General features: G+C 72.3%; 15 protein-coding genes. 6 read left to right on the forward strand and 9 right to left on the reverse strand.

Going from position 1 to position 15,585, the window contains the following annotated elements; genetic code table 11:
- The first annotated feature begins 246 nt into the window (after positions 1 to 246).
- The 5 genes from ACIPLC_RS27875 (at position 247) to trxA (ending at position 5,640) form a co-directional block, all read left to right on the forward strand.
- On the forward strand, positions 247 to 2,283 hold the full coding sequence (locus tag ACIPLC_RS27875) for a protein kinase family protein (RefSeq protein WP_400475764.1): 2,037 nt from the start codon (positions 247 to 249) through the stop codon (positions 2,281 to 2,283).
- 43 nt (positions 2,284 to 2,326) lie between these two features.
- Positions 2,327 to 3,052 (forward strand): RNA polymerase sigma factor SigM, encoded by a 726-nt coding sequence (sigM, locus tag ACIPLC_RS27880; protein WP_400475765.1) that lies wholly within the window; start codon positions 2,327 to 2,329, stop codon positions 3,050 to 3,052.
- Entirely contained in the window at positions 3,049 to 4,002 is a 954-nt protein-coding gene (locus ACIPLC_RS27885) for a hypothetical protein (RefSeq protein ID WP_400475766.1), read from the forward strand. The genes sigM and ACIPLC_RS27885 overlap by 4 nt, the downstream gene beginning before the upstream one ends.
- Positions 4,003 to 4,202: 200 nt before the next feature.
- The gene (gene trxB / locus ACIPLC_RS27890; RefSeq protein WP_400475767.1) at positions 4,203 to 5,168 is read left to right on the forward strand and encodes a thioredoxin-disulfide reductase; all 966 of its coding nucleotides are present in this window, start codon (positions 4,203 to 4,205) and stop codon (positions 5,166 to 5,168) included.
- Between the two features lie 145 nt (positions 5,169 to 5,313).
- On the forward strand, positions 5,314 to 5,640 hold the full coding sequence (gene trxA, locus ACIPLC_RS27895; protein ID WP_400475768.1) for a thioredoxin: 327 nt from the start codon (positions 5,314 to 5,316) through the stop codon (positions 5,638 to 5,640).
- 75 nt (positions 5,641 to 5,715) lie between these two features.
- On the opposite strand, the gene ACIPLC_RS27900 is transcribed toward trxA, so the two are convergent.
- From ACIPLC_RS27900 to rpmH, 9 genes are all read right to left on the reverse strand, one after another.
- Entirely contained in the window at positions 5,716 to 6,333 is a 618-nt protein-coding gene (locus tag ACIPLC_RS27900) for a GNAT family N-acetyltransferase (protein ID WP_400475769.1), read from the reverse strand.
- A 124-nt stretch (positions 6,334 to 6,457) separates the two neighbouring features.
- Positions 6,458 to 7,513 carry a ParB/RepB/Spo0J family partition protein gene (locus ACIPLC_RS27905; protein WP_400475770.1) on the reverse strand — a complete coding sequence of 352 codons (1,056 nt, stop codon included), beginning with the start codon at positions 7,511 to 7,513 and terminating at the stop codon, positions 6,458 to 6,460.
- Positions 7,514 to 7,527: 14 nt separating this feature from the next.
- Positions 7,528 to 8,478: a ParA family protein gene (locus ACIPLC_RS27910; RefSeq protein WP_400475809.1), complete on the reverse strand. Its 951-nt coding sequence runs from the start codon at positions 8,476 to 8,478 to the stop codon at positions 7,528 to 7,530.
- A gap of 282 nt (positions 8,479 to 8,760) precedes the next feature.
- Positions 8,761 to 9,618: a 16S rRNA (guanine(527)-N(7))-methyltransferase RsmG gene (rsmG, locus tag ACIPLC_RS27915; protein ID WP_400475771.1), complete on the reverse strand. Its 858-nt coding sequence runs from the start codon at positions 9,616 to 9,618 to the stop codon at positions 8,761 to 8,763.
- A gap of 178 nt (positions 9,619 to 9,796) precedes the next feature.
- Entirely contained in the window at positions 9,797 to 10,327 is a 531-nt protein-coding gene (locus ACIPLC_RS27920) for a protein jag (RefSeq protein WP_400475772.1), read from the reverse strand.
- An 82-nt stretch (positions 10,328 to 10,409) separates the two neighbouring features.
- Positions 10,410 to 11,573, reverse strand: a complete 1,164-nt coding sequence (gene yidC, locus ACIPLC_RS27925) for a membrane protein insertase YidC (protein ID WP_400475773.1) — start codon at positions 11,571 to 11,573, stop codon at positions 10,410 to 10,412.
- On the reverse strand, positions 11,570 to 11,941 hold the full coding sequence (gene yidD / locus ACIPLC_RS27930; RefSeq protein WP_063348465.1) for a membrane protein insertion efficiency factor YidD: 372 nt from the start codon (positions 11,939 to 11,941) through the stop codon (positions 11,570 to 11,572). Before yidD ends, yidC begins: the two co-directional genes overlap by 4 nt.
- Positions 11,938 to 12,366: a ribonuclease P protein component gene (gene rnpA, locus ACIPLC_RS27935; protein WP_400475774.1), complete on the reverse strand. Its 429-nt coding sequence runs from the start codon at positions 12,364 to 12,366 to the stop codon at positions 11,938 to 11,940. Before rnpA ends, yidD begins: the two co-directional genes overlap by 4 nt.
- 18 nt (positions 12,367 to 12,384) lie before the next feature.
- Positions 12,385 to 12,522 carry a 50S ribosomal protein L34 gene (gene rpmH / locus ACIPLC_RS27940; RefSeq protein ID WP_030392420.1) on the reverse strand — a complete coding sequence of 46 codons (138 nt, stop codon included), beginning with the start codon at positions 12,520 to 12,522 and terminating at the stop codon, positions 12,385 to 12,387.
- Between the two features lie 472 nt (positions 12,523 to 12,994).
- Here rpmH and dnaA point away from each other — a divergent pair, with 472 nt between their 5' ends.
- Complete coding sequence (dnaA, locus tag ACIPLC_RS27945; protein ID WP_400475775.1) at positions 12,995 to 14,872, forward strand: chromosomal replication initiator protein DnaA; 1,878 nt, start codon at positions 12,995 to 12,997, stop codon at positions 14,870 to 14,872.
- Positions 14,873 to 15,585 lie beyond the last annotated feature (713 nt).

Here is a 15,585-nt window from a genome sequence, read left to right on the forward strand (position 1 = left end):
GCTCCTCCGCCCGTCCGGCCGGGTGCCGGGCCGCCGCCCGCGCCCGGCTCCGCCCGGGCCGCGAGATGGCGGCCCGGTGTCGGATCTGCACCACATCTCTCCACCAGCACGCAACCGAGCGCGCCCCTCAGCGGTCGTACTCGGTGGAGAAGAGTGGGCACAATTGTCCTGGAGCACGTGGCCGCCAACCCGCGGGCTCCAGCGACTCTCTCAAGCCGGGGCGACACAAGGGGAGGCAGGACCACGGTGGCTGATGGCACCAAGGCGGTCGTCGACACGTCAGCAGCTGACGCGGCGGCGGACGAGGCCGCACTGGCCGCGGCGATCGACGAGCTCACGGCCGGGAAGGCCGCCCGAGCGGGCGCCGCCGACGCCTCCTCCAAGGACGCCTCCAAGGCTTCCAAGACCTCCAAGGACGCCGCCAAGGACCAGGGCGCCGCCCTGGACACCCCGGTGGCCACCGACGCGGGCACGGACACCGACGCCCCGGACACGGACACGGACACCGACGCCTCCGACGCCGGCCAGGACACCCCCCGCGGCGAGGAGACCTCGGAAATCACCGCTCCGCTCTCGGTCCACGAGATCGCCGCCGAGCTGGCCGCCGGCACCGCCCGGCGCAAGCCCGCCGCCCCGGAGCCCGCGGCCGCCAAGCGCCGCCCCACCGACCCGCAGCCCACCGTCGACCCGCGCGACACCGCCACCCTGCCCCGCACCCTCCCCGCCCCGCTGCGGCACAGCGGCGACACGATCGGCCACCGGTACCGGCTGGAGGAGTGCATCTCCCAGACCGAGACCTTCAGCAGCTGGCGCGCGGTCGACGAGAAGCTGCGCCGGGCCGTCGGCGTCCACCTGATGGCCTCCGGCCACCAGCGGGCCCGCAAGGTGCTCGCCGCCGCCAAGTCCGCCGCCCTGCTCGGCGACCCGCGCTTCGTCCAGGTCCTGGACGCCGTCCAGGAGGGCGAGCTGGTCTACGTCGTGCGGGAGTGGCTGCCGCACGCGTCCGACCTCGCCAAGCTGCTCGCCGACGGCCCGATGGAGCCGCACGAGGCGTACCAGATGGTCCGCCAGGTGACCGACGCGGTCGCCGCCGCCCACCGGCGCGGTCAGGCCCACCTGCGGCTCACCCCGCGCTGCGTGCTGCGCACCGACAGCGGCCAGTACCGGATCAACGGCATCGCGGTGGACGCCGCCCTGCGCGGACTGCCCGGCGAGGACGCCACCGACGGCGCCGAGCGCGCCGACACCCGTGCGATCGGCGCCCTGCTGTTCGCCGCGCTCACCCACCGCTGGCCCTACCCGGAGGACCGCTACGACCTCCAGGGCCTGCCGAAGGGCCTCCAGAACGCCGCGCCGGACCAGGTCCGCGCGGGCGTCCACAAGGGCCTGTCCGAGCTGGCCGCACGGGCCCTGTTCGACCATCCGCCGCACCACGCCGAGCCGATCACCACCCCGGAGGAGCTGACCCGGGCGATCGCGCAGATGCCGCGCATCCGCCAGCCCGAGCCGGAGCTGCCCGCCTTCCCGGCCCCGCCCCGGCACAACACCCACGCGCTGCCGACCGCGCCCAACCCGACCCGGGTGGCCGACCCGGCCGTCGCCCCGCTGCCCGCCTCGTCCCGGCCGACCGCGAGCCGGCGCACCCGGCGGCGGCTGCGCCGGGTGGTCAAGGCGACGGCCTGGACGGTCGCCCTGGGCGCCATCGGCGTCGCCTCCTGGCAGTTCGTCGACAACCTCCGCAACACCGGACCGACCACCGCCCCGCAGACCTCGGCCAGCAGCGCCGCGCCGAGCGCGCACGGGACCACGCACGCCCCGGTGCCGATCCAGATCAAGGACGCGCAGTCGTACAACCCCCTCGGGCGCAACGCCGAGGCCGAGGGCAAGGAGAGCCTCGCGAAGGCCTTCGACGGCGACCCGAGCACCGCCTGGACCACCAGCTGGTACGTCGACCAGCTCGGCCCCAAGCCGCCCGCCCTCAAGGCGGGCACCGGCCTGATGATCGACCTCGGCTCGGTGCAGAAGGTCTCGTCGGTGAACGTCCAGTTCCTCGGCGAGCACACCGCGGAGCTGCGGGTGCCCACCCCGGCCGCCGCCGGCAGCCCGATGAGCGCCAAGCCGGAGGCCTTCACCGTCCTCGACAAGAAGACCGGCAGCAACGTCGAGTACACCCTCAGCACCCCGGTCACCACGCGGTACCTCTTGCTCTGGCTGACCGCTCTGACGAAGGATGACGACGGCAACTACCGCGGCCACGTCGCCGAGGTCAAGGTCTCCGGCTGACCGGCGGTCCGGTCGTCGGAACGACGGCGAAGGGGGGCGAGGGGTGACGGTGGCGGAGGACGACGCGGCGCTGCTCGCCCGGCACGTCGCCGGCGACCCGGACGCCTTCGGCCTGCTGGTGAACCGCCACCGCGACCGGCTCTGGGCGGTCGCCCTGCGCACCCTGGGCGACCGCGAGGAGGCCGCCGACGCCCTCCAGGACGCCCTGGTCTCCGCCTTCCGCGCCGCCCCCGGCTTCCAGGGCCGCTCGGCGGTCACCACCTGGCTGCACCGGATCGTGGTCAACGCCTGTCTGGACCGCGCCCGGCGCAGCGCCACCCGCCGCACCACCCCGCTCGACGACGATCCGCGACGCCTGGACACCCTGGTCGGCGCCGCGGAACCGGCCGACTCCCCGGTGGTCCGGGCCGAGGTGCAGCGCGAGCTGACCGCGGCGCTCGCCGAACTGCCCGCCGAGCAGCGGGCCGCGCTGGTCCTGGTCGACATGCAGGGCTACCCCGTCGCCGAGGCCGCCGAGCTGCTGGGCGTCCCGGTGGGCACGGTGAAGAGCCGCTGCGCCCGGGGCCGGGCCCGGCTGCTGCCGCTGGTCCGCCACCTGCGCGAGAGCGGCGGCGGGCCGGATGTTTCACGTGAAACACCGAACGCCCCGGGCACGGCTCCGCCACCACGGCGGAACGCGCCGGGGAACCCGACGGGCACCCGTACCGTCACAGGGACAGGCCCGAACACCGGTCGGACGGTTCTGGAAGGAGACGCGAGCACGCGATGACGGCCCACCTCTCCTCCCCCGGCCCCGCCGGCCCCGCCGAGGCCCACCCCTCCGTCGACGAGCTCGCCGACCTCGCCGAGGGGCTGATCGAGTCGGCCGACGACGCCCGGACGCTGCACCGGCACCTGGCCGGCTGCGCCGAGTGCCGCGAGACCGCCGACGCGCTCGGCGAGGTCCAGGCGCTGCTCGGCGCCGTCGAGACCCCGCCGATGCCCGCCGACGTCGCCGCCCGGCTGGACGCCGCCCTCGCCGCCGCCTCCCCCGCCGCGACAGCGGAGGCCGAGAACGGCCCTCTCGCGGCCTCCCGGTCCGCCGCCCAGGCCCCGGCCGCGCGAGCCGCCACGGCGCCCGTTGCGCCCCCTTCCCGGCCCGCAGCGCCCACCGGCCCGGGCCGTCCCCGCCCCCGGCGGCGGCGCGTCGGCCTGCTGCTCGGCGCGGCCGCCGCCCTGGCCGCGATCGGCCTCGGCGGCGCCCTGCTGCTGCACCCCGCCGGCCAGGGCGACCAGCACCCGACCCTGTCCGCCGGCGCCCCCGCCTCCGCCTCCCTCGGCACCGGCACCGGCACCGGCCCCGGCGCAGCGCAGAGCTCCCGCGCCGACCACGCCGCGGGAGCCGGCCCGGTCTACCAGGACGACCAGCTCGCCACCCAGGTCCAGCAACTGCTGGCCCGGGCGGGCAGCCCCCCCGGGCTGCGCCCGACCGGGCCCGCCAAACCCTCCGCCGCGCTGCCCGCCGAGGGCCGCCAGGAGCTCACCACCCAGGCCTCCCCGCCGTCCTGCCCGGCCCCCGCCGAGGGCGTCCCGCTGGCCACCGACCACGGCAGCTACGCGGGCGCCCCGGTCGAGGTGCTGGTCTACCCGGCGCCCGGCCGGCCCGGGTTCGCGGACGTCTACCTGCGCTCCCCCGACTGCGGCCCGGTCGTGCTGGAGCGCACCGTGCCCACCCGTTGACGGCCCGGGGCGTGTCCTGGGAATCGGGGCTCCGTTCCCATGCGATCGACGAGCAGGGCGCCGCGCCGCTCCCACAGTGCGTTCGCCTGGTACTGATCCGCCTGGGAATGCGAGACACTGGTCAGTCGTTGTCCCGGGCGGCGGAGCAGAACCGCCCTCCCCGCACCTAGCGCGGGTCGCGATGCGAACCAGGAGATGCAGTGAGCGACGTCCGTAACGTGATCATCATCGGTTCCGGCCCGGCCGGCTACACGGCCGCGCTCTACACGGCCCGTGCCTCCCTCAAGCCGCTGGTCTTCGAGGGGGCCGTCACCGCCGGCGGCGCCCTGATGAACACCACCGAGGTCGAGAACTTCCCGGGCTTCCGGGACGGCATCATGGGCCCCGAGCTGATGGACAACATGCGGGCGCAGGCCGAGCGCTTCGGCGCCGAGCTGATCCCGGACGACATCGTCGCGGTCGACCTCACCGGTGACATCAAGACCGTCACCGACTCCGAGGGCACCGTGCACAGGGCGCGCGCCGTGATCGTCACCACCGGCTCCCAGCACCGCAAGCTCAGCCTGCCGAACGAGGACAAGCTCTCCGGTCGCGGTGTCTCCTGGTGCGCCACCTGCGACGGCTTCTTCTTCCGCGACCAGGACATCGCGGTGGTCGGCGGCGGCGACACCGCCCTGGAGGAGGCGACCTTCCTCTCCCGCTTCGCCCGCAGCGTCACGATCATCCACCGCCGGGACTCCCTGCGCGCCTCCAAGGCGATGCAGGAGCGTGCCTTCGCGGACGAGAAGATCCGCTTCGAGTGGGACAGCGCGGTCGAGGCCATCCACGGCGACCCGAAGCTGAGCGGCGTCACCCTGCGCGACACCACCACCGGCGAGACCCGCGAGCTGGCCGTCACCGGCCTGTTCATCGCGATCGGCCACGACCCGCGCACCGACCTGTTCAAGGGCCAGCTGGACCTCGACGCCGAGGGCTACCTCAAGGTCGAGGCGCCCTCGACCCGGACCAACGTCCCGGGCGTGTTCGGCGCCGGCGACGTCGTGGACCACACCTACCGCCAGGCCATCACGGCCTCCGGCACCGGCTGCTCCGCCGCGCTGGACGCCGAGCGCTACCTCGCCGCGCTGGACGACCTGGAGGCCAAGGCCGCCGTCGTGGCGGTCTGACCCCCCTCGCCACCGACCGACCCCCCGCGGGGGTGTGGCACCCGTTTCACGTGAAACACCCCCGCCCCGGCCAGGTAGAAACAGAACGGGCCCGCCCGTTGTTCACCTGGCAGCAGCCCTCTCCGTCCGAACCCGAGGAGTTCCCGTGGCCGGCGCCACCACCACCGTCACCGACGCGACGTTCAAGGCCGACGTCCTGGACAGCGACAAGCCCGTGCTGGTCGACTTCTGGGCCACCTGGTGCGGCCCGTGCCGCCAGGTCGCCCCGATCCTGGACGAGATCGCGGCCGAGCACAGCGACAAGCTGACCATCGCCAAGCTGGACGTGGACGCCAACCAGGCGACCGCCGCCCAGTACGGCGTCATCTCGATCCCGACCCTGATCCTCTACAAGGGCGGCGAGCCGGTGAAGTCCATCACCGGTGCCCGTCCGAAGGCCGCGCTGCTGCGCGAGCTGGACGGCTTCGTCTAGGTCGACCGGTCGTCGACCGTACGGCGGCGGGGCTCCCCACACCGGGGAGCCCCGCCGCCGTCGTTTCCACCCGCCTCAGAACGGCCGCAGCGCCGGCTCCTTGCGCGCCCCGCCGAGCAGCCGCTCCAGCGCCACCTCCACATCGCCCCGCCAGGACAGCGTCGTGCGCGCCTCCAGCCGCAGCCGCGGGTAGCGGTGGTGCGACCGGACGGTCTTGAAGCCGACCGCGAGCAGGTGGTCGGCCGGCAGCACGCAGCTGACCGGCTCCGGTCCGGCCGAGCCGAAGGCCTCGATCGCCCGCACCCCCCGCCCGAGCAGGTCCTTGGCCACGGTCTGCACCAGCACCCGACCGATCCCCTGCCGCTGGTAGCCCGGAACCACCCGGCTGACCATCAGCTGGACGGCGTCCGGCGAGACCGGACTGGTCGGGAAGGACTGCGACCGGGGGACGTAGGCGGGCGGCGCGTACAGCACGAAGCCGGCCGGCTGGTCGTCCACGTAGACGATCCGGCCGCAGGAACCCCACTCCAGCAGCACCGCGGAGATCCACCCCTCCTTCTCCAACTCCGGCTTCCCGGACTCCACCGCCGCCTTCCCGCTGACCGGATCCAGCTCCCAGAACACGCAGGAGCGGCAGGTCGTCGGCAGGTCGGCGAGGTTGTCCAGGGTCAGCGGAGCGATCCGGCGTCCCATGCCCCGCACCTCCTCCTCCACTTCACGGTCGAGCATGCCCCCACAGACGCCGATGGGTGCATGTTTCACGTGAAACAGTGCTCACGTGGAACATGCACCCATCGGGTGTCGTCCCCGGCCCGGCTCAGCCCTGCGACAGCCGCAGACCGCCCTCGCCCGGGGCCAGGCTGTCCAGGATGCGGTTCAGGTCCTCCACCGAGCCGAACTCCAGCACCACCTTGCCCTTGCCCAGCTTGCCGCCGCGCTGCGACACCACGACCTTGACCCGGGTGTCGAAACGGTCCGACAGCCGGCTCGCCAGATCGTTGAAGGCCGGGGAGATCAGCTTGCCCGCCTTCGGCACCTGGCGCTTCGGCTTCCGGTCCTCCTCCTCGCCCATCAGCGTGACGATCTCCTCGGTGGTCCGCACCGAGAGGCCCTCCGCGACGATCCGCTTGGCCAGCAGCTCCTGCCGCTCGCCGTCCGACACCCCGAGCAGCGCCCGGGCGTGGCCGGCGGTCAGCACCCCGGCGGCGACCCGGCTCTGCACGGTGGGCGAGAGCCTCAGCAGCCGCAGCGTGTTGGAGACGTGCGAACGCGAGCGGCCGATCCGGTCGGCCAGCTCGTCGTGGGTGCAGGAGAAGTCCCGCAGCAGCTGGTCGTAGGCGGCCGCCTCCTCCAGCGGGTTCAGCTCGGCCCGGTGCAGGTTCTCCAGCAGGGCGTCCAGCAGCAGCTTGTCGTCCTCGGTGGCGCGGACGATCGCCGGGATCTGCTGCAGCCCGGCCTCCTTGGAGGCGCGCCAGCGGCGCTCGCCCATGATCAGCTCGAAGCGGTCGGGCGCGACCTGGCGCACCACGATCGGCTGGAGCAGACCGACCTCCTTGATCGAGACGACCAGCTCCGCCAGCTTGTCCTCGTCGAAGACCTCACGAGGCTGACGCGGGTTGGGCTCGATCGCGTCCACCGGCAGCTCCGCGAAGAAGGCACCGGCCACCGACGCCGGCTGCGCCTGCTCGGCCTGCTTCTCCGCGGCCGCCCGGGCCGCCACCGTGCCGCGGCCGGTCGGCAGCGTCGGTACCGAGCTCGGCGACGCCGCGCCGGTCGCCCCCGCCGGTGCGGGCGTGGCCGTCGCGGGCTGCGCCGCCGCCCCGCCGTCCACCGGCACGGCGGGGCGGATCAGCGCCTCGAGCCCTCGTCCCAAACCCCTGCGACCACTCACCGATGACCCTCCGTCGTACCGTGCTGTGCCACCGGGGCTCCGTGCCCCGTACCGCTGCCGTGCCGCTGCTGCCCCAGGAGCGGGCCGCCGCCCATCCCCACCGCGCGCAGCCCGAGCTCGCGGGCGGCCTCCAGGTAGGAGAGCGCCCCGGTCGAGCCCGGGTCGTAGGTGAGGACCGTCTGACCGTAGCTGGGCGCCTCCGAGATGCGCACCGAGCGCGGGATCGCGGTGCTCAGCACCTCCTGCGGGAAGTGCGTCCGGACCTCCTCGGCGACCTGGGCGGCCAGCCTGGTCCGGGCGTCGTACATGGTGAGCAGGATGGTCGAGACGTGCAGCGCGGGGTTGAGGTGCGCACGCACCAGCTCGACGTTGCGCAGCAGCTGACCCAGGCCCTCCAGCGCGTAGTACTCGCACTGGATCGGGATCAGCACCTCCCGCCCGGCCACCAGGGCGTTGACCGTCAGCAGGCCCAGCGAGGGCGGACAGTCGATCAGGATGTAGTCCAGCGGCTGCTCGTAGGCGGCGATGGCGCGCTGGAGCCGGCTCTCCCGGGCCACCAGCGACACCAGCTCGATCTCGGCGCCGGCCAGGTCGATGGTCGCGGGGACGCAGAACAGTCCCTCGACGTCCACCACCGGCTGCACCACGTCGGCGAGCGGCTTGCCCTCGACCAGGACGTCGTAGATGGACGGCACCTCGGCGTGGTGGTCGATGCCGAGGGCGGTGGAGGCGTTGCCCTGCGGGTCGAGGTCGACGACCAGGACGCGCAGTCCGTGCATGGCGAGCGAGGCGGCCAGGTTGACGGTGGTGGTGGTCTTGCCGACCCCGCCCTTCTGGTTGGCGACCACGATCACCCGGGTGGCGGCGGGGCGGGGCAGACCCTCACCCGCTCGGCCGATCGCCTGAACCGCAGCCTGGGCAGCCCTCGCGATGGGCGTGTCATCGATCTGGCCGATGGTCTCCGAGTCCTGCATGGGGGTCAGTGTTTCACGTGAAACCGGAGCGGCAACAGTCGCCGCCCGGCTGCGGCCAAGGATTCCCGAGAGCAAGGAGCGACGTTTCACGTGAAACACCATGCCCGCTATGTCGGAAATCTGACGTTGCGACACTCCGGTGTCCTCCCGTCGACCGGCCGTCACCCCGACGGCCACCGGAACGCCGACGGGCGGGCGGCTCCCCCTCAGGAGGAACCACCCGCCCGTCGTCGCGTCCGTCCGGCGTCACCCGCCTCAGCGGCTGCGGCGCCGCCCGCCCCGGCTGCGCTCGCCGGTCCGGGTGCCCGCGTTCCGTCCGGCCCGGGCCGCCTTCGCCCGCCGGGTCGCGGCCTTCACGCCGCCGGGGCTCTCCCCCGCCTTGACCTGGACCACCCGGGTCGAGGTCTCCAGGGTGCCCTCGCCGACCGAGATCACGCTCCACTCGACCGCGCCCAGTTTGGTCAGCCCGGCCCGCGAGTCGGCCAGTTCCTGCTCGGCGCTGTCGCCCTTGAGCGCCAGCATCTGCCCGTGCGGGCGGAGCAGCGGCATCCCCCAGCCGGCCAGTCGGTCCAGCGGCGCCACCGCCCGGGCGGTCACCACGTCCACCGCGAGCTTGCCGACCATCTCCTCGGCGCGGCCGCGCAGCACCGTGACGTTCTCCAGCCCCAGCTCCCGGACGACCTCCTCCAGGAAGGTGGTCCGGCGCAGCAGCGGCTCCAGCAGCGTCACCGAGACGTCCGGACGGACCAGCGCCACCGGGATGCCCGGCAGGCCGGCGCCGGAGCCGACGTCGCACAGGGTGGAGCCGGCCGGCAGCAGCTCGGCGAGCACCGCGCAGTTGAGGACGTGCCGGTCCCAGAGCCGGGGCACCTCGCGCGGCCCGATCAGCCCACGCCGCACGCCCGCGGTGGCCAGCAGCTCGGTGTAGCGGACCGCGGCGTCGAAGCGATCGCCGAAGACCTCCCGGGCGACGGCCGGGGCCTCGGGCACCTCGGGCACCTCGGGCACCTCGGGCACCTCGGTCGCCTCGGTCGCCTCGGCGGCCGGCCCCGCAGCGGCCGGATTCACGTCGTCCGCCCCCGGCCGGCCAGCGGCCGCGTTCTCCGTGTCCATCTCGACCTCTCCGATCCCCGGATCCACCGACCCGCTCTCCGCACAGTTTCACGTGAAACATCTCGCGCCGGGCCAACGCCCCGCAAAGGGACGACGACCCCGCCCGCACGAGGCGGACGGGGTCGCGTCCGATGAAGCCCACCGGCCGCCGCGGCGGCCGGTCGTCGTACCGCCGGTCTCAGACCGGCAGCACGACCACGCACCGCTGGGGCTCCTCGCCCTCCGACTCGCTGCGCAGACCGGCGGCCGCGACCGCGTCGTGGACGACCTTGCGCTCGAAGGGCGTCATCGGCTGCAGCTTGACCTGCTCGCCACTGCTCTTCGCCCGCTCGGCAGCCTCGGCACCGAGCGCGGCCAGCTCGGAGCGCTTGCGGGCCCGGAAGCCGGCAATGTCCAGCATGAGGCGGCTGCGCTCGCCGGTCTCCCGGTGGACAGCCAACCGGGTCAGCTCCTGCAGTGCCTCCAGCACCTCGCCGTCCTGGCCGACCAGGCGCTGCAGCGCGCGGTCGTTGCCCTCACCGACGATGGAGACCAGGGCGCGGTCGCCCTCGACGTCCATGTCGATGTCACCGTCGAGGTCGGCGATGTCGAGCAGACCCTCCAGGTAGTCCGCCGCGATGTCGCCCTCCTGCTCCAGTCGGGCGATGACGTTCTCGTCGGTGCTGGCGGCGGCCTCGGCCTCGACGGCGGAGGTGGTGCCTTCCGTCACTGATGGACTCCTTCGGAGATGGGCCCAGATTGGTGGGCCGGGAACGAAGCTCTGCGCGCTGTCACAACAGGTCCAGGGCCGGTCAGGACTTCTTCTTCGGCCGCTGGCCGCCCCGCTTGGGCTGCTGCCGGCCGGTGCCCGGCTTGGCCGTACCGGGCTTGGCCGCGCCCTGCTGGGCGGCCGTCGGCTTGGCACCGGAGTCGGCCGGGACGGTGTCGGCGGGCTCCTCGGCCGGGGCCTCGGTGTCCTTGGCCAGGTCGGCGGCGGGCTGGCCGGCACCACTCTGCTGGCGCTGCGCCTTGGTCTGCTTGCGGGGCTGCTGGCGGCGGGTCTGCGCCGACTCCTCGACCACGGCGGCCGCGGCCGAGGCGGCGTCGAGGGTCGCCTTGGACGGGGGAAGCAGGCCCCAGAGCGCGCCCTTGATCTCCGAACCGTCCGGGTTCAGCCGGCCGGCCTTCTTCAGACGGACCTGCCGCTCGTCCCACGCCTTGCTGCCCGGGGTCGGGTTGTTGTGGATGACGATCAGCTGCTGGCCCATCGACCAGACGTTGGTGGTCAGCCAGTAGACCAGGACACCGACGGGGAAGTTGATGCCCATCACGGCGAACATCACCGGGAAGACGTACATCAGCATCTTCTGCTGCTGCATGAACGGCGTCTTGACCGTGAGGTCGACGTTCTTGGTCATCAGCTGGCGCTGGGTGACGAACTGCGACAGCGACATCATGATGATCATCACCGCGGTGACGATCTTGACGCTGGTCTCGGGGCTGCTGACGAAGGTCGCGGAGAGCGGGGCGCCGAAGATGTGCGCCTTGCCGGCGCTGGTCAGCAGGTCACCGTGGATGACGCCGATCTGCTCGCTCTTGGCGACCTTGGCGAGCACACCGTAGAGGGCGGTGAAGAACGGCGCCTGCACGATGATGGGAAGGCAGCTGGAGAACGGGTTGGTACCCGCCTCCTTGTACAGCTTCATCATCTCTTCGGACTGGCGCTGCTTGTCGCTCTTGTAGCGCTCCTGGATGGCCTTCATCTTCGGCTGGATCGCCTGCATGGCCCGGGTCGCCTTGATCTGCTTCACGAAGAGCGGGATCAGGCAGATCCGGATGACGACCACCATCGAGGCGATGGCCAGGCCCCAGGCCCAGCCACCGTCCGGGTCGAAGATGTTGCTGTACAGCGAGTGGAACTGGACGATGATCCAGGACACCGCTGTGTACAGGGGATTCAGGAAGGAGAAGGTCACCGGTCAGGCTCCTTGGACATGTGGATTGGCCCCTCAGGGCCAATGGTCGCCGGGCCCTCAGGGTCCGGACCGGCGGGGGTCGTGGTCACCGGCTGTCCGGTGGCGGACCGGCTGCTCAGCCAGTCTCGCAACCGCCGGTGCCACACCGGATGCTTACGCGGCGGAACGTGATCGACCCCGCCGGGCGTCCACGGATTGCAGCGCAGGATGCGCCACACGGTCAGCCCGCCGCCCTTGACCGCCCCGTGCACCTTCACGGCCTCGTAGCCGTAGTGCGAGCAGGAGGGGTAGTAGCGGCAGACCGGACCGAGCAGTGGGCTGATGGTCCACTGGTAGACCCTGATCAGACCCATCAGCAGGAACTTCATCGTCCTGCTCCCGTCGGCGCCGTCGTGGCGGGCTCCACCTTCAGCAACCGTTTCAGCGCCGCGTCCAGGTCACGTTCCAGGTCCTGGTACGAGGCGGTCGCGGCCTGGGGCAGCGCACGCACCACTATCAGGCTACCGGCGGGCAGCCTGGACAGACGATCACGAACGAGGTGCCGCAACCGGCGCTTGACCAGGTTGCGAACGACCGCCGGGCCGACGGCCTTGCTCACGACGAAACCCGCACGCGCCGAAGGAGTCCCCTCGGCGACGTGCGGGCGGGAGTCGCTGGTCCGGTCGGTCTGCCCCTTGGGGTCGCCTTCTCTGCTGAGATGGACGACCAGAAGGGGCCGGCCGGCCCGGCGACCGCGTTTCACCGCGGTCGCGAAGTCCTGGCGCCGCCGCAGCCGATTCTCGGAGGGCAGCACAACAGACTCTGTCGTGGATCAGGCGGACAGGCTGGTGCGGCCCTTGCCACGGCGGGCAGCCAGGATGGCGCGGCCGGCGCGGGTACGCATACGCAGCCGGAAGCCGTGGGTCTTCGCGCGACGACGGTTGTTCGGCTGGAAGGTGCGCTTGCTCACTCGGGGGCTCCTGAGGTGAATCGTAGGATGACGGGGAATCGCTTGGCCGTCACCGTGCGTCCGCGTGATCTCCCCATGATTCGGAAATCCGACCCATCGCCCCAGTTCGGCTGGGGTTCAGGGCAATCCACGGCGCCCGTGCTGCGCGCCTTATGGAGCGGGTGGACCCGCGGACATGCGGCAGCGGCCATCGACAACTCGACCTGGTTACGGTACGCGGGACGGGGCACGAGGGTCAAACCAGCTTCTTCGCGCCGCCCCCCGAGGGCGTCCGGAGCCCCCCGTTGCCCACAGCCTGTGGACAACGACTTGATCCGGCCCTGTTCGCTGACTACCGTTGCAGGACTTGTCTGGTTTGTTCTTCGTGTTCGTTCCTCGTGGGGTCGGTCCGCCGGAGACGGACCCGCCGATCCACAGTCTCCTGATCCACCACCCCTGCTGGAGCCGCGGGGAACCGAGAAAGCGTGCACCAGTGGCTGATGTCAACAGCGACCTCGTCCCGGTCTGGGCGAGAGTCGTCGAGCGGCTGGTCAGCGACCCGGACGTCGGGGAGATGGACAAGCAGTGGGTGCAGCGCACCCAGCCGATGTGGATGATGCACGACACCGCCCTGCTGGCGACCCCCAACGAGCGGGCCAAGCAGGTGCTGGAGGGCCGGCTGCTGCCGCAGCTCACCGAGGCCCTCAGCCGCGAGCTCAGCCGTCCGGTGCGGATCGCCGTGATGGTCGACGCCAACGCCGTCCCGACCGCCCCCGCCGCCCAGGCCCCGGCCGAGCCGTACCCCGGCCCCTCCGAGGAGGACAGCGGCGGCTACGGCGGCCAGGGCTACCAGCAGCAGCCGTACGAGCAGGACTACGAGCGGCCCCGCTACGACACCGGCGGCTACGAGCAGCGCCCCGCGCCGTACGGCTCCCCGGCGGCCGGGCCGGCCTGGCCGGGCTACCCCGAGCAGGGCGGCGGCTACCCCGAGCAGGGCGGCTACCAGGAACAGGGCGGCTACCCGGAGCAGGGCGGCGGGTACCAGGAGCAGCCGCCCGGCTACCGCGAGACCGACGAGCACTCGTCGCGGCCGGCGCCGCGCCCGATGCCCGGTCCGCCCGCGACCACCCAGGGCGACCTGTTCGGCGGCGCCTACGGCCCCGGCCCGAACGAGCAGCCCCGCGCCGGCGCCGGCCGCCGCTCCCCCGGCTCGCGTCCGGTCGGCGGCCGCCCCGCGGACAAGAACGCGCCGGAGCGCGCCACCGAGCGCCCCGGCGTCCCCGGCGTGCCCGCCCCGCCGGGCGCCCCTCCGGCCGGCGGCTCCCGCAAGGACGAACCGGCCGCCCGGCTGAACCCCAAGTACCTCTTCGACACCTTCGTCATCGGCGCCAGCAACCGCTTCGCGCACGCCGCGGCGGTGGCCGTCGCCGAGGCCCCGGCCAAGGCGTACAACCCGCTCTTCATCTACGGCGAGTCCGGGCTGGGCAAGACCCACCTGCTGCACGCCATCGGGCACTACTCGCGCAGTCTCTTCCCGGGCACCCGGGTGCGCTACGTGTCCTCGGAGGAGTTCACCAACGAGTTCATCAACTCGATCCGGGACGGCAAGGCGGACACCTTCCGCCGGCGCTACCGGGACATGGACATCCTGCTCGTGGACGACGTGCAGTTCCTCGCGAGCAAGGAGTCCACGCAGGAGGAGTTCTTCCACACCTTCAACACCCTGCACAACGCGAACAAGCAGATCGTCCTCTCCTCGGACCGGCCGCCCAAGCTGCTGACCACGCTGGAGGACCGGCTGCGCAACCGCTTCGAGTGGGGCCTGATCACCGACGTCACCCCGCCGGAGCTGGAGACCCGGATCGCGATCCTGCGCAAGAAGGCGATCCAGGAGCAACTCAACGCCCCGGCCGACGTGTTGGAGTTCATCGCGTCCCGGATCACCCGCAACATCCGGGAGTTGGAGGGCGCCCTGATCCGGGTCACCGCCTTCGCCAACCTCAACCGGGCGCCGGTGGACCTGGAGTTGGCCGGGATCGTCCTCAAGGACCTGATCCCGGGCGGGGACGAGGACGCCGGGCCGGAGATCACCGCGCAGGTCATCATGCAGCAGACCGCCGCGTACTTCGGGCTGGGTGTGGACGACCTCTGCGGATCCTCGCGCAGCCGCGTCCTGGTGACGGCACGTCAGATCGCGATGTACCTCTGCCGGGAGCTGACCGACCTCTCGCTGCCGAAGATCGGCGCGCAGTTCGGCGGCCGCGACCACACCACGGTGATGCACGCGGACCGCAAGATCCGCTCGCTGATGGCCGAGCGCCGGTCGATCTACAACCAGGTCACCGAGCTGACCAACCGCATCAAGAGCTGAGGCCCGTCCGGCCGCAGGGCCGGGCAGGGCCTGGGCCAGGACGGCCGGAAAGGGCGTCAGGAGCGATCCTGACGCCCTTTCGGCACATCCACAGGTGTGTATCGGGCGCCGGCTGGGCAGACATGCCCTCGACGGACGCTGCGCCAGTCCACAGCCCGCGCCGAACATCTGACCGGTGATTCGAAAACCGGGGCCGCGCAGGGCAGTTGTCCACAGGACGAGCGCCTTCCCCGTGGTCCACAGGCCGGGGAGTCCGAAGTTATCCAGAATTCGTCCACAGGCGTGTCGCCGCTACGCTCTTCCGCGCAGGTCAGGTGCCTGTGGACTTGTGCACAACCGTTATCCACAGGGTGTGGACAATTGAGGGGCCGCCAGTGGGCCATCCGGGTTATCCACCGGTTGTCCCCAGGGGAGGGGCGGTTATCCCCAGGTTGTCCACAGCATGATCCACAGTTCGACAAGCGTGGGTTCGCGTTCATGCCCTGGTGTGAAAGGCGTCACGTAAAGTTGACCGGGGCCCGTGGATAACCGGGTCTGAATCTGGGGATAGCCCTGGGGATAACCTGTGGATACCCAGCGTGCCCTGTGGGTAACGCTCCGCTGTCCACAGCACGGCCTGTCCGTCCACAGCCGCCGTCCACACCCGCTGTGGACAAAAAAGTGGGCCTGACCTGCGGAAACGGGGTTATCCACGGTTTCCACAGGCCCTACTA

The sequence above is a fragment of the Kitasatospora sp. NPDC086801 genome, assembly GCF_044745805.1.
Taxonomy (GTDB): Bacteria; Actinomycetota; Actinomycetes; order Streptomycetales; family Streptomycetaceae; genus Kitasatospora.